17 protein-coding genes, 1 tRNA gene and 2 pseudogenes are annotated in these 18,560 nt (G+C 33.4%); 17 read left to right on the forward strand and 3 right to left on the reverse strand.

Translation table 11 applies throughout. The annotated features are described in order from the left end of the window. Positions 1 to 519: 519 nt before the first annotated feature. Positions 520 to 596, reverse strand: a tRNA-Val gene (locus B6D18_RS10160). Positions 597 to 888: 292 nt separating this feature from the next. On the opposite strand from B6D18_RS10160, the gene recQ reads away from it, so the two are divergent. The 7 genes from recQ to ruvB all read left to right on the forward strand — a co-directional run bounded on the left by recQ (position 889) and on the right by ruvB (position 9,887). Then, entirely contained in the window at positions 889 to 2,718 is a 1,830-nt protein-coding gene (gene recQ, locus B6D18_RS10165) for a DNA helicase RecQ (protein ID WP_086364353.1), read from the forward strand. A 104-nt stretch (positions 2,719 to 2,822) separates the two neighbouring features. Beyond that, positions 2,823 to 4,049 carry a hypothetical protein gene (locus tag B6D18_RS10170; RefSeq protein ID WP_086364367.1) on the forward strand — a complete coding sequence of 409 codons (1,227 nt, stop codon included), beginning with the start codon at positions 2,823 to 2,825 and terminating at the stop codon, positions 4,047 to 4,049. Positions 4,050 to 4,141: 92 nt separating this feature from the next. Beyond that, entirely contained in the window at positions 4,142 to 5,320 is a 1,179-nt protein-coding gene (locus B6D18_RS10175) for a M20 family metallopeptidase (RefSeq protein WP_086364354.1), read from the forward strand. Positions 5,321 to 5,571: 251 nt separating this feature from the next. Continuing rightward, a complete protein-coding gene (dnaX, locus tag B6D18_RS10180; protein WP_086364355.1) occupies positions 5,572 to 7,632 on the forward strand; it encodes a DNA polymerase III subunit gamma/tau in 2,061 nt (686 codons plus the stop codon). Between the two features lie 33 nt (positions 7,633 to 7,665). Further along, positions 7,666 to 8,004 carry a YbaB/EbfC family nucleoid-associated protein gene (locus tag B6D18_RS10185; RefSeq protein ID WP_086364356.1) on the forward strand — a complete coding sequence of 113 codons (339 nt, stop codon included), beginning with the start codon at positions 7,666 to 7,668 and terminating at the stop codon, positions 8,002 to 8,004. A gap of 255 nt (positions 8,005 to 8,259) precedes the next feature. Then, on the forward strand, positions 8,260 to 8,868 hold the full coding sequence (gene ruvA, locus B6D18_RS10190; RefSeq protein WP_065612868.1) for a Holliday junction branch migration protein RuvA: 609 nt from the start codon (positions 8,260 to 8,262) through the stop codon (positions 8,866 to 8,868). A gap of 14 nt (positions 8,869 to 8,882) precedes the next feature. Further along, the gene (gene ruvB, locus B6D18_RS10195; protein WP_086364357.1) at positions 8,883 to 9,887 is read left to right on the forward strand and encodes a Holliday junction branch migration DNA helicase RuvB; all 1,005 of its coding nucleotides are present in this window, start codon (positions 8,883 to 8,885) and stop codon (positions 9,885 to 9,887) included. Positions 9,888 to 9,981: 94 nt separating this feature from the next. Here ruvB and cysK read toward each other — a convergent pair whose 3' ends face one another. Continuing rightward, positions 9,982 to 10,947 carry a cysteine synthase A gene (cysK, locus tag B6D18_RS10200; RefSeq protein ID WP_086364358.1) on the reverse strand — a complete coding sequence of 322 codons (966 nt, stop codon included), beginning with the start codon at positions 10,945 to 10,947 and terminating at the stop codon, positions 9,982 to 9,984. A gap of 332 nt (positions 10,948 to 11,279) precedes the next feature. Between cysK and B6D18_RS10205 the strand changes: the two genes are divergently transcribed. From B6D18_RS10205 to B6D18_RS10220, 4 genes are all read left to right on the forward strand, one after another. Further along, complete coding sequence (locus tag B6D18_RS10205) at positions 11,280 to 11,924, forward strand: SMI1/KNR4 family protein (RefSeq protein ID WP_158092572.1); 645 nt, start codon at positions 11,280 to 11,282, stop codon at positions 11,922 to 11,924. Positions 11,925 to 12,059: 135 nt separating this feature from the next. Next, complete coding sequence (locus tag B6D18_RS10210; RefSeq protein ID WP_086364360.1) at positions 12,060 to 12,482, forward strand: hypothetical protein; 423 nt, start codon at positions 12,060 to 12,062, stop codon at positions 12,480 to 12,482. A 634-nt stretch (positions 12,483 to 13,116) separates the two neighbouring features. Continuing rightward, positions 13,117 to 13,410, forward strand: a complete 294-nt coding sequence (locus B6D18_RS10215) for a hypothetical protein (RefSeq protein WP_086364361.1) — start codon at positions 13,117 to 13,119, stop codon at positions 13,408 to 13,410. 438 nt (positions 13,411 to 13,848) lie between these two features. Further along, complete coding sequence (locus B6D18_RS10220; protein WP_086364362.1) at positions 13,849 to 14,313, forward strand: SMI1/KNR4 family protein; 465 nt, start codon at positions 13,849 to 13,851, stop codon at positions 14,311 to 14,313. Positions 14,314 to 14,962: 649 nt separating this feature from the next. On the opposite strand, the gene B6D18_RS13060 is transcribed toward B6D18_RS10220, so the two are convergent. Further along, a complete protein-coding gene (locus tag B6D18_RS13060; protein WP_144063982.1) occupies positions 14,963 to 15,016 on the reverse strand; it encodes a hypothetical protein in 54 nt (17 codons plus the stop codon). 421 nt (positions 15,017 to 15,437) lie between these two features. Here B6D18_RS13060 and B6D18_RS12640 point away from each other — a divergent pair, with 421 nt between their 5' ends. The 6 genes and pseudogenes from B6D18_RS12640 to B6D18_RS10250 form a co-directional block, all read left to right on the forward strand. Then, entirely contained in the window at positions 15,438 to 15,620 is a 183-nt protein-coding gene (locus B6D18_RS12640; RefSeq protein WP_371328898.1) for a hypothetical protein, read from the forward strand. A gap of 284 nt (positions 15,621 to 15,904) precedes the next feature. Continuing rightward, positions 15,905 to 16,198 (forward strand): annotated as a pseudogene (locus B6D18_RS13065) (RHS repeat domain-containing protein); the annotation flags it as partial. Positions 16,199 to 16,539: 341 nt separating this feature from the next. Then, entirely contained in the window at positions 16,540 to 16,956 is a 417-nt protein-coding gene (locus tag B6D18_RS10235; RefSeq protein ID WP_086364364.1) for a hypothetical protein, read from the forward strand. A 121-nt stretch (positions 16,957 to 17,077) separates the two neighbouring features. Then, entirely contained in the window at positions 17,078 to 17,503 is a 426-nt protein-coding gene (locus B6D18_RS10240; RefSeq protein WP_086364365.1) for a hypothetical protein, read from the forward strand. Between the two features lie 201 nt (positions 17,504 to 17,704). Further along, positions 17,705 to 18,229 (forward strand): annotated as a pseudogene (locus B6D18_RS10245) (RHS repeat-associated core domain-containing protein); the annotation flags it as partial. A 2-nt stretch (positions 18,230 to 18,231) separates the two neighbouring features. Beyond that, positions 18,232 to 18,560: hypothetical protein (locus tag B6D18_RS10250; RefSeq protein ID WP_216818950.1), on the forward strand; the 329-nt coding region annotated here is incomplete at its 3' end.

Raw genomic sequence — 18,560 nt, forward strand, 5'->3', positions numbered from 1 at the left:
CAATTATTTGTCCACATTAATTTTAGTGCTTGTAATCTTGCTTCGGCATGACGTAAATGAGGTGTTGGTTGAAAGGCGTTACCCCCATGAATCGCAACCACTTGGGACCAATATCGAATCTGAGGAGAAGATATCGCATATTTTTTGAAAGAATTTCCGATGATTCTCCTGATAAGAATTCATTAGCTATGATAATTTTTAAATCTCGACTATATTTTGACATAAAAAGACCCCCAGTAATTGGTTGTACAACTATTGGGGGGCACTTCAGAAAGGGGTTTTTTGTGCATCTTTTTTATCATTAGCCCAGTTATTATAAAAAATTTTAAATTTAAGTGTTTTATAAAAAATATAAATAATACATTTTTTTCGTATGATGTTTTTGCGGTGGATGCAAAAAAGTTATTTGAATATTGCAAAAAAAATTAGTTGTTGGATCTCTTACCCCAATTTTACCCCAGCGGTTTTTTAAAAGGTGATTTAAATTTCTTGTAAGTCTTGTAGGATAAGGCTTTGAATTGGTACGCCCGGGTGGACTCGAACCACTGACCCCCACCATGTCAAGGTGATGCTCTAACCAACTGAGCTACGGGCGTATATTTGAAACACGCAAATATTAGCTGGCAAACTGTTTTGTTTCAAGTAAAAAAATCAAAAATAGCTGTTTTTTTAATCTTTTGAGTTTGTTTGTTGGAAAAACAGTCAATGTTATTAATCAAATAATATACAAAAGCTGATTTTTTGCCAATTTTATTTTCCAATGTTAATCGTTTAGGAATAGTTCAACTTTTTATAAATTGTAAATAAATGTAAATTCACGGTGGTTTGTTAATTTCAAATTCGTTATACTCCTTGGAAATAGATAAGGTATTACCGGTTTAGGATAGTATGTCATTTAAAGATCAGATTGAGGACGTTTTACATAATGTTTTTGGGTACAAATCGTTTAGAAATCAGCAAAGAGATATTATCGAATCAGTTATTGCCGGGCGAGATACTTTAACCATTATTCCAACAGGTGGCGGTAAATCGCTTTGTTATCAGATTCCGGCAGTAGTATTGCCAGGTACTGCGTTGGTTATTTCGCCACTTATTTCGTTAATGAAGGATCAAGTTGATCAATTAATTGTTAATGGTATTCCGGCGGCTTTTTTAAATGCGACTCAATCTCCAGAAGAGCAACAAAACATTATTGAACAGTATTTAAATCACACAATTAAATTATTATATATTTCACCTGAGCGACTGGCAGTATCGTCCTTTTCTACATTAATTACTGCTCATCCACCATCATTAATCGCTATTGATGAGGCGCATTGCATTTCACAATGGGGACATGACTTTAGGCCTGACTATCGTCAATTAAGCCATTTATCATTGCGTTTTCCCGAAGTTCCAATTATCGCGTTAACAGCAACCGCCGATAAATTGACTCAAGCAGATGTGATTAATCAGCTTAATTTAATCGATCCGTTAGTGGTGGTGCGCAGTTTTGATCGGCCAAATATACGTTATACGGTGGTTGAGAAATTTAATCTTACTGAGCAAGTTGTCTCTTTTATTGAAACCCAAAAAGGGAATAGTGGTATTGTCTACTGTTCTAGTCGTTCCAAAGTTGAGGATATGACAACCAGACTAGCTGCGAGAGGATTCTCTGTCGTTGCTTATCATGCTGGTTTAACCACTGCTGAGCGTCAACAAGCACAAGAAAATTTTTTGAAGGATAATGTGCAAATTATTGTTGCAACTGTCGCTTTCGGTATGGGAATTAATAAACCCAATGTCCGTTTTGTGGTGCATGCTGATTGCCCTAGGACGATAGAGGCATATTATCAAGAAACTGGTCGAGCAGGGCGTGATGGCGTTCCGGCAGAAGCTCTTTTATTATTTAATAGTAAAGATCTAAACTGGTATCATCGACAAATTGCTGATAAACCAGAGAATAAACATAAACAAGTTGAGTTACATAAGATTCAAGCCATGGAGTCATTTGCCAAAAGTATGACCTGTCGGCGTACCGTATTACTTAACTATTTTGGTGAGAATAGAACCGAACCTTGCAATAACTGTGATATCTGCCTTTATCCTCCCGAGCATTATGATGGATTAATTGATGCACAAAAAATACTTTCTTGTATATACCGAGTTGAGCAACGTTATGGTGCTCAATATGTTGTCGATGTGTTACGAGGATCTTCTCGCTCACAAATTAAAGAAAATGGTCATGATAAATTATCGGTTTATGGAATAGGAAAGGCGCATTCTTCTGATTATTGGCTTAGTGTAATTAGACAATTAATTTATTTGGGATATGTGAGCCAAAATATTTCCACCTTTACTACGTTACAATTGACCGAACAAGCACGTGCGATTCTTAAAGGTCAAGTCGCTTTATCTTTAGCAAAACCACGTTTAGAAATTGTGAAGAAAAGTCGCTTAAATCGTTATGCTCGAGCGATTAATTTAACCACGATATTATCTTATGAAGAACGAATATTATTCAATAATCTTAAGCGGTTACGCAAAGAAATTGCTGATATGGAGGATATTGCCCCTTATGTTGTATTCAGTGATGCAACCTTGCTTGAGATGGTGCAAATCAAACCTGAAAGTAAGAAACAACTGATTAATGTTACTGGTGTTGGTAAAATCAAATTAGAAAAATATGGTAATCTTTTCTTAGACGAAATTAATGATTTTATGATAAAAAACATATAACAATGTTTAAAATATTATCTATAATAGCCATTTTTATATCATTTTAATTAATTTTTATAATTTAATTTATTAAAAATGGAGTTTTTATGCCCACTATGAATGATATGCCACAGATGTTGGCATTAGTTTTATTGCTTATTATTTTATATCTAGGTGATGTTGTTTCAACACGAACTAAAGCTTGGGTACCTTCAGTTTTTATTTGCGCGGTACTGTTTTTATTAGGTTATTGGACATTTTTTCCAACTGATATTGTTGCTCGAGCAGGTATTCCAAATGTAGTCGCTGTTATGTTTATGTATTTATTGATTGTGAACATGGGAACTTTGTTATCAATAAATGAGTTGATACTACAATGGAAGACAATACTTATATCGCTTTCAGGAATTGTGGGTATTATTGTTATTGCTATTATTGTTGGATATCTATTTTTTGATCTCAATACTATTATTGTCGCTATTCCACCATTAGTCGGTGGTATTGTTTCAGCTATTATTATGGCTAAAGGGGCAACCGAAGCAGGATTGCCAGATTTGGCTGTATTTGCAATTATAATTTATGTAATGCAAGGTTTTATTGGTTATCCATTAACATCAATTATGCTGAAAAAAGAAGGCCGCCGAGTATTGAAAAAATATCATGAAGGGACTTGGGTAGTTGAAAAAGATGCTACTACTATGGATAAGCAAACTGCAACTACTGATGAAAATCCAATGCCGAGTCTGTTTGCTAAAATTCCAGCGAGTTATAATTCTTCGTACTTTATCTTTTTGCGTATTGCAATAGTCGGTTTTTTAGCTTATTCAGTATCGGAAGTATTAAAACCAGTCGTCAGTATTAGCCCATTTGTCTTATGTTTATTATTTGGTGTCGTTGCTGCTTCTTTTGGTTTTTTAGAGCGTCATCCTTTAAAGAAAGCCGGTGGTTTCGGGCTGGCAGTAATGGGATTGATGTTATTTATTTTTGATACTTTGAGCCGAGCAACGCCTGATATGTTAATTAGGCTTATCACACCTTTAATTATTTTTATTCTTTCAGCCGTTATTGGGATGTTTATTTTCTCGGTTATTGTCGGTAAAGTTTTAAAAGTAAGTAAAGAAATGGCTTTTTCGATCGCCTTAACTGCATTATATGGATTTCCGGCCGATTATATTATCACTAACGAGGTCATTAATAATTTAACCAAAGATCCAAAAGAAAAAGAGGTATTAACCAGCCATATGTTACCACCAATGTTAATTGGCGGATTTATTTCAGTAACGATGGTATCAGTTGTATTAGCTGGCATCATGGTTAATATGATTGTTGGCCCGTTAACACCAATAAAATAGTTGGAAATTTAATTATCAGATTCAACTTGTAGATTCGTGCAAATATGTGCACTATTAAATGAATACATATGAAATATATAAAAGGTAGTAACATGATTAATCAAACTATTAAAGATTCAATAAAACAGAATATTAACGACATGATCGCGTTTCGTCGTGATTTACATCGTCATCCAGAACTACCGTGGGAAGAATTTAGAACCACCGATAGAATTGCTGAAGAACTTGATAAAATTGGTATTACTTATCGACGCACTAAGCCGACTGGAATTATTGCTGATATTCAAGGCGGTAAACCAGGTAAAACGATCTTACTTAGGGCAGATATTGATGCTTTGCCAGTAAAGGAATTAAGCACCAATATTGATTATCAATCCACTATTGATGGCAAAATGCATGCTTGTGGACATGATACTCATACGGCTATGTTGCTAACGGCTGCTAAAACGTTATATTCTATCCGTGAACAGTTAAAAGGTAATGTACGGTTAGTATTTCAGCCGGCTGAAGAAATTGCTCAAGGGGCAAAAGGGATGATCGAACAAGGTGTACTTGAAGGTGTTGATAGCGCTTTTGGTATGCATATCTGGTCACAAATGCCGGTAGGTAAAGTATCTTGTGTTGTTGGTTCAAGCTTTGCTTCAGCAGATCTATTAACAGTGAGATTTAAAGGGCGTGGAGGTCATGGTTCAATGCCTCATGACACAGTGGATGCGGTTATGGTTGCATCTGCATTTGTTATGAATGTTCAATCAATTGTTTCTCGTGAAATATCGCCTCTCGATCCTGCGGTTGTTACTATAGGTCGAATGGATGTGGGTACGCGCTTTAACGTAATTGCTGAAAATGCGGTTTTAGAAGGAACGGTGAGATGCTTTAATGTTGCAGTGCGAGAGAAAATTGAAGCAGCAATTAGACGTTATGCTAACCAAGTTGCAGCCATGTATAGAGCGACTGCTGAAGTTGAATATATCTATGGTACTTTACCAGTTATTAACGATAAAGAAAGTGCATTATTAGCACAAAAAGTCATTGTTGAATCATTTGGCGAAGATGCATTGTATTTTGAAGCACCAACCACCGGCGGTGAAGATTTTAGTTATTATACGCAAAACATTCCAGGTGCATTTGCTTTAGTCGGATCTGGTAATCCTGAGAAAGATACTCAATGGCCACATCACCATGGCTGTTTTAATGTCGACGAAGATGGCATGGCATTAGGTGCAGAATTTTATGCACAATATGCATGGGCTTATTTGAATCAAGATTAACCATTCATGATTAATCATCAATTGATTATTTCCTTTACTTATCAACCTTCGATTGACTGTTTGAAGGTTGATAAATCATTTTTCAATAATTAATTACTCAAAACAGCCTAATAATTTCAAAATTTGTGCAAAGGGTATTTTATTGCTTAAAAATCTCACCTAATATCGAATCGGTTATCGGCATCTTAAAGACTACATTGACACTTTATGGTATGATTAGCAAAATTTATTAGTAATAAGTAACGGTGATTATGAGTTATCAAGTCTTAGCACGTAAGTGGCGACCAAAATCATTCTCTGAAGTAGTAGGGCAGCAGCATGTTTTAAAAATTTTATCTAATGCTCTTTCTCTTGGTCGAGTTCATCACGCTTATCTGTTCTCTGGTACTCGAGGTGTAGGTAAAACTTCGATTGCTCGACTATTAGCCAAAGGTTTAAATTGTGAGAGTGGTATAACGGCAACACCTTGTGGTGTTTGTGACAATTGTCGTGAGATTGAACAAGGTCGATTTGTTGACTTACTCGAAATTGATGCTGCATCACGTACTAAAGTCGAAGATACTCGGGAAATTTTAGATAATATTCAATATTTGCCAAGCAAAGGGCGTTTTAAAGTTTACTTAATCGATGAAGTACATATGCTCTCTCGTAGTAGCTTCAATGCTTTATTAAAAACATTGGAAGAGCCACCAGAACACGTTAAGTTTTTATTAGCAACAACTGATCCGCAAAAATTACCTATCACTATTTTATCTCGCTGTTTGCATCTGCATTTAAATGTGCTTGATACATCATTAATTGCTGAGCAACTAAAACATATTTTGCAATTAGAACAAATTGAAAGTGAACCGCGAGCAATACAGCTGTTAGCTAAAGCAGCAAATGGTAGTATGCGCGATGCATTAAGTTTAACCGATCAAGCAATAGCGCTTGGTAATGGTAAAATCGATGCTGTGTCAGCAGCCTCTATGCTTGGTACTTTAGATAAATCAATTCCTTTTTCATTAATCAATGCTCTTTATCAAAATGATGGTAATACTTTGATGCAACAGATTGAAGCAGCTGCTTTACAAGGTGCGGATTGGGATAATTTATTAGCCGAATCTATTGCTTTGTTACATCAAATTGCCTTATTACAAGTTGTGCCGACAGCATTGGGTGATTATACAGACAATGAAGAACAGTTACGCTTCTTAGCTCAATATATGGCGCCTAATGATGTGCAACTGTTTTATCAAATTTTATTAATGGGCCGAAAAGAACTTGCTTTTGCACCAGATAAAAAAATGGGTGTTGAAATGAGCTTTTTACGCGCTTTAGCATTTATGCCTAAAAATGTCGATGCAATTAAGCCACCAGCTGCAACAGCTACTATACCGACAAAAAAAGCTGAATCGCCTATTAGAACACAATCAGATCAGGTTGTGACACCTTCATCACAAAGCGCAAATGAAGCCGCGTCTATTAGGCAAACTGTTAAGCCAGCTATTGAAAATCAGCAATTAAATGACAATACAATAGTAAGACCAGTTACTAGTGATGAAAAGACTGTTTCACAACCAGAAATATCACTTCCCGATGATGCATCGTCAATCACTAAAAATATTTTAGAGATGCGAATGCAGTTAATTAAAGAGGAACAAAAGCCAAAAAAGCCTGAATTGGTTGATCACCATCAACCATCTAATTCTTTAATTAACAGTAAACGGGGTGACGCTCAGCAGCTTGCCAACAAGTTAGGCAATAATATTGAAAGAAATGATGAGGAAGCAGAACAAGAAGAGATAACTGCCGAAAATTATCAATGGCAAGCTTGTGGCTTAGTTGAAACGAAAAATGAACCGGCACTCGATGCAAAAACATTATGCGATTCTTTAAAAGTTGATAAAACGCCAGAAATGACTAAAAAACTAATTGTTGAAATGGCTGAAAAAGACGCGTGGTGTGCTGAAATTGAACAATTAGAACTTGCGCCATTAATTAAACAAATCGCAATTAACTCTTATTTTGAACAAATTGATGACAATAATATTGTTTTGCATATGCGTTCGTCAGTGAAACACTTGATAAAGTCACCGGCAAATTGCACAAAACTTGAATCTGCTTTATCAGCATATCGTCAAAAACCATTAAACTTAAAAATTGTTATTGATGATAATCAAGAAAATAAAACGCCGTTAGAAATGCGTGAAGATTTATATCAACAAAAGCTTGAACAAGCTAAACAGACTATTAATCAAGACGCTAAAGTCGAAATGATTTGTCAATATTTTGATGCGAAGATTGATGAAGCGAGTATTCGTCCTGTATAATTACGGGCTAAATATTATTAACGAGGAATAATTATGTTTTCAGGTGGAAAAGGTGGCTTGGGAAATTTGATGAAGCAAGCCCAACAGATGCAAGCCAAAATGCAGCAAGCTCAGGAAGAAATTGCTAAATTAGAAGTTACCGGCGAGTCTGGTGCTGGTATCGTTAAAGTGACTGTAAATGGTGCACATAGTTGTAAACGTGTGGAAATTGATCCATCTTTATTAACTGAAGATGATAAAGAAATGTTAGAAGATTTGATTGCGGCTGCTTACAATGATGCAACTCGTCGTTTAGAAGAAGCGCAAAAAGAAAGAATGGCTCAAGTAACTGGCGGCATGCAATTACCACCAGGCTTTAAAATGCCATTTTAAGTTGAAAAACTAATCCGATATTGTCTTATCCATTTTGCCGACATGGTCGGCAAAATTTCTTTTTATCTCCTGTCTATTTATACAGTTTTTCTTTATTAATTTTTTCCTATCAGGTAAACTAACTGACAATTACATTCAATTCACTTTCAATGTTGATCATATCAATTTGATTAATCTAGAATCTTAAATATTATTTAATTTAGGGTTATTTTAATCAAACTTATATAATCAACATTAACTTATTAAGGATATATTGTGATAGGTCGTTTACGTGGAATCATTATTGAAAAACAACCACCCAAAGTATTAATTGAAGTTGGTGGTGTTGGCTATGAAGTTTTTATGCCAATGACCTGTTTTTATGAGTTACCCGACAATGGCAAAGAAGTGATTGTGTTAACTCATTTTGCTGTTCGAGAAGATGCTCAAGTACTTTATGGTTTTAATCATGAACAAGAACGAGAGTTATTTCGGGAATTAATTAAAGTTAATGGCGTTGGCCCAAAATTAGCGCTGGCGATTTTATCTGGAATGTCAGCTGCACAATTTATTAATGCTGTTGAACAAGGTGAAATTAAAACATTGGTCAAATTACCAGGTGTGGGGACTAAAACCGCTGAACGATTAATTGTTGAAATGAAAGATCGTGTTAAACGCTTTGGTGAAGAACTATCAAATGTTAACCCAGCTATTGATATTGGTGATATTAAAAAATCATCCAACCAAATTGAAAGTGAAGCAGTTTCAGCACTTATTGCTTTGGGTTATAAACCACAAGAAGCCAGCCGTATTATTAGTAAAGTCATTAGACCAGAAATGGATTGTGAAATGCTAATACGTGAAGCATTAAAGTCAGTATTGTAAAGTAGGTATTGATAATGATTGAAGCGGATCGTTTAATTGCTCCACAGGCACAAAAAGAAGAAGAGTCTTTAGATCGAGCCATTCGTCCTAAGTATTTGGATGAGTATATTGGCCAACCTCAAGTTCGTGAGCAGATGAAAATTTTTATTCAAGCTGCTAAACAGCGTAGTGATGCACTCGATCATGTTTTAATATTTGGCCCTCCAGGTCTAGGTAAAACGACATTGGCAAATATTGTTGCTAATGAAATGAACGTTAATTTACGTACCACATCAGGCCCGGTGTTAGAAAAAGCGGGTGATTTAGCTGCTATGCTAACCAATTTAGAACCTAATGATGTGTTATTTATTGATGAAATTCATCGATTATCGCCAGTTGTTGAAGAAATCTTATATCCAGCAATGGAAGATTATCAACTTGATATTATGATTGGTGAAGGGCCTGCAGCACGTTCAATTAAAATTGATCTGCCACCTTTTACCCTTATTGGCGCAACAACTCGAGCCGGTTCATTAACCTCGCCATTACGTGATCGTTTTGGTATTGTGCAACGGCTTGAGTTTTATCGTGTAGAAGATTTAGAATATATTGTTAGCCGTAGTGCAAAATTTTTAGGTATGGATCTTTCTAAAGAAGGTGCTTACCTAATTGCCAAACGTTCACGAGGTACGCCACGGATTGCTAACCGTTTATTACGGCGGGTTAGGGATTATGCAGATGTCAAATCTAAAGGCGTTATTGATGAACGAATTGCCACTCAAGCATTAGATATGTTAGATGTAGATAATGAAGGCTTTGATTATATGGATCGCAAGTTACTTCTGGCTATTATCGAAAAATTTATGGGTGGGCCGGTAGGATTAGATAATATTGCAGCTGCAATAGGTGAAGAACGTGAAACCATTGAAGATGTGTTAGAACCATTTTTGATTCAACAAGGTTATATCCAAAGAACACCAAGAGGCCGAATAGCCACACCTCATGCTTATCGACATTTTGGTATTATTCAAGAGGTTTAAATTTGATCGAATAAGATAATAGCTTAACTCTTTATCATTTAATAAAACACCGCTCAAGAGCGGTGTTTTGTTTCTATTGAATAATCTAACTGAATTAACCGAGTTCTTTCTCGGTGAAAATCCCACTAAATAGATCAGTACTTAGATAACGTTCACCTGATGAAGGTAGTATCACCACAATAGTTTTATCGGCATTTTCAGGCAAACGAGCTAAGCGGTCGGCGGCAAATACGGCGGCACCAGAAGAAATTCCTGCTAAAATACCTTCTTTTTCCATTAATAGCCGCGCAGTATCGATAGCATCTTCATTACTTACTTTTTCGACCAAATCAATCAAACTTAAATCTAAATTATCAGGGATAAATCCTGCACCAATACCTTGTATTTTATGTGGTCCTGGTTTGATTGGCTCACCAGCAAGTGCTTGGCTAATAACAGGTGAAGTACTTGGTTCAACTGCTACTGCAGTGATGTTTTTACCTTGAGTTTTTTTAATGTATTTAGTTACACCAGTAAAAGTCCCACCAGTACCGACCCCAGCAACAAAAATATCGACTTGTCCGTCAGTATCAAGCCAGATTTCTGGACCAGTAGTTTTTTCATGAATTTCTGGATTAGCGGCATTACTGAATTGTTGAAGCATAATATTGTGTTTAGGATTACTAGCAACAATCTCTTCCGCTTTTTCGATTGCGCCTTTCATTCCTTTAGCTGCGTCGGTTAGCACGAGATTAGCACCTAAAGCTTTTAAAAGTTTACGGCGTTCAATGCTCATGCTTTCAGGCATGGTTAAGGTTAATTTATATCCACGAGCAGCTGCAACCGCGGCAAGTGCGATACCAGTATTACCACTGGTTGGCTCGATAAGTTCAACATCAGGGTTTAATAAACCACGTTTCTCAGCATCCCAAATCATATTTGATGCAATGCGACACTTGATACTGAAGCTAGGATTACGAGATTCTACCTTGGCTAATATATTTCCTTGTCCGAAATGTTTTAAACGAACTAAAGGTGTATGGCCAATGGTCTGTGAATTATCATCAAATATTTTACTCATGTTTGAATCCTTTTTTATTGCCTAATGATAAATAGTATCACTTTGTTAATATTAATATCATTATAAATATAACTATAAAAGATAAAACTAATTAATAATTATAACAATATTCGTTTTTGATATAAGAGAAGGTTTAATTATCATTGATAACTAAAAATGTGATCATAAAATAGTACTTAATTTAAGTTAATTTAATTAGATATCATCATAGTATAAAAATTCATAATTATCTGATAGATTGGTAACTTTTAATAACGCAAAACTATAAAACAAGGACTATTAAGTTGCTAGTAAATTAGTTCTTAATTATGAATGATATTAAAGGAAATCGAATGTTTGAATCAAAATATGCTGTGCCAAGAAATATTGATAAGCTTATCTCTAAATTAAAAATTACAACAGATTCTCATAATTCTTATATTAAATTTTTAAAGAAATATAATGTCATTGCTTTTGATGAGGATCTGTTTGATTACTCCATTGACTGTCAAGGTGAATCACTTCCGCTTGAAGTAATGTTCGGATTCTCTAAGAAACTAGATCGGGAAGATGTAATTGCTAATAACTGGATGTATTTAAATAGAATCCCTAAACGGTCCATTGCTATAGCATCTTTAAATTTCGGAGATTTACTTTGTTTGTATCCAAATGGCAAAGTTTATCATTGGGATCATGAAGTTAATGATCTATATTTTGATATGACAGTCAGAAATGGTTATTTAGAGCAGAATCTAGATTTAAAACTTGTCGCTAATTCCTTTGATGAATTTTTAACAAAAATTATTAAAACCGAAATCGAAGGTTTTGATCCTAATGTTCCTTATTCTGATGATTATATAGATTTTTTGATGAACGATTCTAAATACTTTTTTATGTCTTCGAAAAAAATAATTCAGGTGCGTTTAAAAAAATTAGAACTTTCTGAAAAAGGATGTGAGTTGATAGCGAAATTTAAAAGAGAAGGGCTTATAAGGTAAAAAAGGGATAATTTCATTAAAAAGGAGCATCCAAATGATAGATTTTAATGCAGATATAATAAGCTACAAATCTTTGGATAATATTGAGATTGGACGTAATGTACAAAGCTATAATACTAAAATAGGTTGCTCATAATGGATGAAGAATGGAACCCCATATTTCAAATAGAGTTAATGGATATTATTAACAGTCTACACATCAAAAAATTGCATGTCGGATCATCTGATTCTCTTATTTATGAAACGATGGGAGAACCAGAATTACCTGTAGCAAGACTGAACAGAAAATCAAGAATATTTAGTCATCTATATGGCAATGTCAATATTTTATCTAAAAATAACACTGTAATAAGTATAGATATTGACATGCATGGTTTTAGAAAAAAAATGGTAATTCTTGGTAGAATAAATAGCTGGAAACTTAATAATTGGCTAGCGCTAGCTAAAATAAAAAATTGGAATGTAAATAAAATTTGTGATGTAGTTCGACTGGAAGGAAAAGGAATAGTTATTTGTTTATCACCGGATGGAAAAGTAGGAATGATTTCTCTTTCTTGAATAACTTTTAACTGTTTCCAATATAAGATTGCTGGCTGATTAATTGAACAAACCTATCTGGATGGGCGTAAATAACAACTAAGCTAAGACCGAACCACTGGGCAACCATATCGCCACTACCCTGCCGGATGGGCGAGCCATCTATAAACTGTATTATGATTCCCGACACTTGCACCAGATAAATATCAACAACGACGTCATCGGTGACATCGAACACGACAAACTGTACCGCTAAATATTACACTCTAAGAGATGTCAAATACCGCATGAAAGAAGTATGCATTTAACAGCTCAACAAAACCAAACAACAGAGTATCGCTACCTCTATGACTACCCATGGTAGACGTATCGAAAAATAGACGTTAGACCACGAAAACAAACCTATTGTAAATATCCCAAAAAAATTAAAGATATACGTGCTGGAAATAAATCAGCAATTAAAGTGTTTTGGTAAAAGAAAAATTTCAATTTGAGAACTTTTCAAAAAGGTAAAAATACCGTGTATCATAAAGATTATCAGTTTAAACAAGATGGTATTTTATATAAACAAGAAAGCTTACCAAACGGACATCCACAGCAAACAATTACTAATACTAAATGGTGAGAAAATTGCAATTTATATAGGAAGATAGAAATGTTAAATATTATTAATCTTATTGATAACGAGATTAATTCGTTAAAAGGTAGTAACTATGAATTAAAAATAAAATTAAATTTATTAAAAAAATTTGCTTTATTTTTATCGCAAAATACGATGCAAGGTAAAATAGACAAAATTATACCAATTATTGAAATGAATACTGGATATTCAGAATATAGAATAATGAACGATTGTGAATCTGATAACAAAGAATTATGGACAGAATATATATACGAAAATAATAAAATTAGATTATATTCAGGAGATTTATTAGTAAAAATGAAATAATACTATAAGTGTATAATAATTAAATAAAATTTAATTGATTGATTATAAATACATTTATTAAATACCTAAACTTGAAAGATTGTAGGTAAATTACTCTCTATAATACCCGGAACAATTGCGCAAACTGATCGTTAAAGAAATAAATCTATGTCTGAAATATTAATTGATCTTGTTAATTGGAAAAATGCTTAATGATCAAAATTAAATTTGAATTTGGTGAATCTAAAGAGTTTAATTTGATTACATTTGATGAATTGTTCACTAGTTAATGTAAATATGACAAATTAAACTATAGAACATGATTCGGAAAATTCACGACTGGTAGAATAGATTTGGTAGCAACAGGATTATAAATATATGCAACTAATACCTTCTGATATGTATGATACACTAAGGTACAAAAAAGGAATTTCAACAAGTGAAGGTAAAAATTAATTTATGACTACTATTATTCATTCTAAAAATCCCGCAACTTTAGAAGATATTTTTGATTTTGAGAAAATTATCAAAGGTAATTTACCAAATGATTATAAAGATTTTTTAATGAAATATAATGGAGGACAACCTCAGCCAAATTCATTTAGATTTTTTTCTGATAGGAATGATGGATCTATGGTTGATTATTTTCTTAGTTTAGGCAGAGAAAAATATAGTAATTTATTAAGTTATTATGATCTTTATAAGGATAGAATTCCTTCAGAATTCATTCCTATAGCTCATGATCCTGGGGGTAATCTTATCATAATGGAATTGAAATCTAATAGTAATAGAATTTATTTTTGGGATCATGAACTTGAAGCAGATGAAGATGAAACACCTAATATGGACAATGTTTATTATATTAATCAGTCTTTCACTAAGTTTATAAATGATCTTTATCCCTTAAAGGAAGATGAAATTTAATTAAGAACACAAACAATGAATATTTATCTGCCAGAATTAATTTGAATATAGATTAACTTCTCATTTAGACATTTTTTAATTATACTTAATATTAATGATTATTAGTATGCTGTTTATAAAATCTGGTATAAATAAATTGCTGGTTTGGATTACTAATTTGTTTGATTTTGTTTAGCACTTGTTGGTTTAAATTTAACACTACAGAAAATAAGTAGTTTATGAACTGCAGAACCATAGCAAACATTATGGCTACATATACAATGCTCTAGGCATTCGAATTGAAACCACCGGCTGGATCGGGACGGTAAACCATTCTATTCAATCGCACCTCTCTTTTATCATCTTAATTCTTCTTTTGGTATAGTTTCCGTTTTATAATTTTAGTAATGATGTAATCATAGAAAAAATAAAAAACAGCGATTTAGTCTCTAAAACGTGATTGAAAATAAGATCTGCAAAATGTTAGGATTATTAAATGTCAAAAATAAACGAATTATGGAATAAAGAAAAATTACCAATTAAAGATGGTATTTATTTTGCAAACGGAGAATCATTTAGTCTTGTTGATTTTTTAAATCAAAATCCTGATTGTATAACTCATATAGATATTTTTAAGAAAATTAAACTACAAATGGGAGGGACATGCTTGTTAGGGGAAGGTAGTCACGGAAGTGAAGGTTTTATTGCATATATCACATCTGATGAAAAGCTAAATTGGGTAATATATTTTGAAGAATCCAATCCTTTTATAAATGCAGTAGAATTATCAGATGCATTTCTTACAGTAGAATCTAGTGCTAATTATAGAATAATCTTAGATTTAAAAAATCCTATTAACATTGTTTCAATAAAAGGAATTGAAATGTAAATTACAACGTAAAATACATCATTATTTTAAATAATTATTTAACGCACTTGAATATTAGATATATATATTAAGGCAAGGAATGGCGTTTATTTAATTTCAAATGAAACACTATTAGATATATTAGATCGTATACTCTATTACGTGAAAAACAAGCTATGACATATATTAAAGTTCATTGGATTCATAAAAATGAAGATGAGCCAATTGAATGATATAGCGAGTTAGATGAAGAACGTTATGAGGTAAAAAAGTAGAGATTTTTATGAATAATACAGTAGGTTATGCGGAAGAGAATCAGTCATATGGAGAAACAAGATTAGGAAAATGCCCAGTACCATCCTTAGAAGATATTAATTCAGACACAGAATTTAAAGCGAAGAGTATAACAAAAGAAGAGTTTTTTGCCATATGGGATAAGTATGTTCCATTTCAAAAATGAAGCAAGGCTATTACGTCGTTTATTTTTGATTATTTGAACGTATTAAGAAAAAAATATTGATTGCTTTTATCACACGATAGAGCTATCCAAAATTCCTTAAATATTGTTACTATCTGCAAGCAGTATCAGAAATCCCTCAGAAATCTTCACTATAACAATTATCCAAGTATCAAATCCCACCTCAGCGAGCAGCCGCCTTTAAGATGGCGGCTGGAGTGTTGTAAAGAATATGTGGTCATGGCTCTTTTCCTGTTTTTGTGACGGGAGCTGGCATAACCAACCTGAATGGCTTGCCGGAGGAACTGACGGATGAAGCCGGTGAAATTGTGTGGGAATGCTCATACCAGCTGTGGTGCAAAACGGTACAGGAGACTGCCCATAGAAAGATACAACAGAATCTACGTTATCAGGGACAGTAATTAGACAGAGAAACCGGACTGCACTACAATACTTTGTGGCACTATGATCCTGATACAGATCGCTTTACGCAGCCTGACTTGATTGGGTTGCTGGGTGGATTTAATCTGTATCAGTATGCGCCGAATGCGCTGATTTGGGCTGATCCATGGGGATTGTCGAAGAGTAATCTTATAGATGGTCGTCCCAAAAATCCTGGAATAGTTCGTCGATTTATGTCAAGCAAAGAGTTCAAGAACTTTAAAAAAAATGGATTTACATTTGATCCAAAAGACCCTAGAGGGGGAATAAGTGCAACTTCAATACATCTAGAGGCAAGAAACCCAGATTATATAAGAAATGCAACCGGTGCCCTAAGAGCAGATTATTATATTGATATTGATACTCGTAAATTAGTTGTGACATATTAAGGATCGACAAAGAAAGGATGGCCAGACTGGAAAATCAGAAGTAGTCTTAAATTCGACTCTAAAGCAATTGTAGGTCATGGAAAGGTGAGCAAATGTTAATAGAAATTTTACAAAAATATTGCGAGGCAAAAGAAAAGTTATGGCTAGAACTCAGAAATCACCAAGAGCAAAAATATTTTTTAGATAATATCAGTATTTCTGAAGGTACTTTGTTGTTGGAAGAGTTATTAAGATATAATAAACAGTCGAGTTTACTTCAATTTGAGTTGTTATTAAGACTAAATAAAGATGCAGCATTAGCTTTTATCAAAGATTATTATCTGGAGCAAGATCTGGCAAATCATTTTGACAATGAAATATATTTTATTAAAACGATGTTTACTGAGATTAAAAATATTCTAGGAGAAGAAGAATTAATCAAAGTATTAAAATGCAAAGAATTTCGACCGGTAAACAAAAGAAATAAAAAAGTGAAAGAAGCAATTAAGTTTGCCCTCAATAAAAATTAATGTATTCAATAGAAATATTCTGGATTAGTATAACCTAAATCCGTAATAAGAATGTTAAGGGTATCAATAAACTTAAAGTTTATATATTTGAATATAATATTATCGAACAGGAAAAATCAAGATGATAATTGATGCTATTCAAGAATATATCATTGCCTATGATAATTTATCTAAAGCAATAACAAACGATCAGGAAAAGCAATACTTTGTCGAACATGCTGATGTTTCCAAAGCGACTGATTTACTGGAAAATTTAATATCTTCAAAAACTATGCTGCAATCAGCATTCGAATTATTATTAAAAATCAATAAAGAAGAAGCATTATATATTGTAAAATCCTGGTATTTATTTCGGAATATTTCTCGTGCTATTACAGACCCAGTTGAAGATCTTGACATAATGTTTACTGATATAAAGGAAATACTAGGAGAAGAAGAATTAGACAAATTATTAAAAAATAAAAAATTTCTGAAAAAAAATATGAAAAATAAGATAATTAAAAGGAGATTAAGAGAAGCGATCAGATTTGCTAAAGAAGAAGATTAATAAATTATTTTAGCTCACAATAAAAAATCTCAAAAATACTCAGATGGCGTATAATAAATATACACCCGTGAACTTTTAAATAATCCTGTTACGATGCCGAACACCGCTTGACCGAAGTGCGTATCGAACGGCTGAACCAAAACAAAAGCAGGTGACACATATCTATTAGATTATCATCCCGATGGTAATAAAGAGAAAATAAGGTATCAGGGACAATATTTAGACAGAGAAACTGGCTTATATTACAATACTTTCAGGTACTATGATCCGGATATAGGTAGATTTACTCAGCCGGATCCGATTGGGTTGCTGGGTGGATTTAATCTGTATCAGTATGCGCCTAATGGATTTACTTGGATTGATCCACTTGGATTACATGTATCACACGGAATTGATGTTCTCGCTGATGACTGGGCAACTAAAGGTGCCCATGCTCATATTGACAAAATGGAGATTGCAATAAAACCTGGAAAAAATGGTGAAATAATTTACAAACCTGTATTTAGCAATACGAATGCAGAATCAATTGCTTGGAAAAAAGCTACTAATAAATTAGATGATTATTTATCAAATCCTAGAAATAAAGCAAAAGTTGTCGACTATTTGGAAAATGCCAAGGTCAGGTGGCCACGTAAGGGTGCTGAATGGAACCATTTACAAAAAGCATTGAAAAAACATGACATAGTAAAAGGAAAACTTGGCAAAATGAAAAAGATAGGGTGTTAAATATGGAAATGTTAAATATAGATATTATTGATATTATTAACAATGGCAGTTTTTTAAAGTGTCTACCGTCTTTAAAGAGAGACATTTTTTTTCGTTGTTGTCAAATAGAAACGATGAAATCAGCAACTTTGTATACTGCTAAAATAGGATTCTTTGATATAGAAATAGGTATTTATAAAAAGGAATATAATGACTACGAAATAATTAATTTATCTGACGATAAAAAGGATTCTAATTATATAGCTATTCATGATATGCATGGAATAATGACAATGAATTTCAATAATATATTACAGTCCAACATCATCCAATTACTACCAGAGTATAAAGT

This window comes from Gilliamella sp. A7, assembly GCF_002142015.1.
GTDB classification, from domain to species: Bacteria; Pseudomonadota; Gammaproteobacteria; order Enterobacterales; family Orbaceae; genus Gilliamella; species Gilliamella apis_A.

Bases quoted from the DNA above. Each gene is read 5' to 3' on its own strand.
- B6D18_RS10185 (WP_086364356.1), top strand. From the start codon at position 7,666: ATGTTTTCAGGTGGAAAAGGTGGCTTGGGAAATTTGATGAAGCAAGCC.
- B6D18_RS10210 (WP_086364360.1), top strand. From the start codon at position 12,060: ATGGATGAAGAATGGAACCCCATATTTCAAATAGAGTTAATGGATATT.
- recQ (WP_086364353.1), top strand. From the start codon at position 889: ATGTCATTTAAAGATCAGATTGAGGACGTTTTACATAATGTTTTTGGG.
- B6D18_RS10175 (WP_086364354.1), top strand. From the start codon at position 4,142: ATGATTAATCAAACTATTAAAGATTCAATAAAACAGAATATTAACGAC.
- cysK (WP_086364358.1), bottom strand. From the start codon at position 10,947: ATGAGTAAAATATTTGATGATAATTCACAGACCATTGGCCATACACCT.
- B6D18_RS10240 (WP_086364365.1), top strand. From the start codon at position 17,078: ATGATAATTGATGCTATTCAAGAATATATCATTGCCTATGATAATTTA.
- ruvB (WP_086364357.1), top strand. From the start codon at position 8,883: ATGATTGAAGCGGATCGTTTAATTGCTCCACAGGCACAAAAAGAAGAA.
- B6D18_RS10235 (WP_086364364.1), top strand. From the start codon at position 16,540: ATGTTAATAGAAATTTTACAAAAATATTGCGAGGCAAAAGAAAAGTTA.
- B6D18_RS10220 (WP_086364362.1), top strand. From the start codon at position 13,849: ATGACTACTATTATTCATTCTAAAAATCCCGCAACTTTAGAAGATATT.
- dnaX (WP_086364355.1), top strand. From the start codon at position 5,572: ATGAGTTATCAAGTCTTAGCACGTAAGTGGCGACCAAAATCATTCTCT.
- B6D18_RS10170 (WP_086364367.1), top strand. From the start codon at position 2,823: ATGCCACAGATGTTGGCATTAGTTTTATTGCTTATTATTTTATATCTA.
- B6D18_RS10205 (WP_158092572.1), top strand. From the start codon at position 11,280: ATGTTTGAATCAAAATATGCTGTGCCAAGAAATATTGATAAGCTTATC.
- B6D18_RS10215 (WP_086364361.1), top strand. From the start codon at position 13,117: ATGTTAAATATTATTAATCTTATTGATAACGAGATTAATTCGTTAAAA.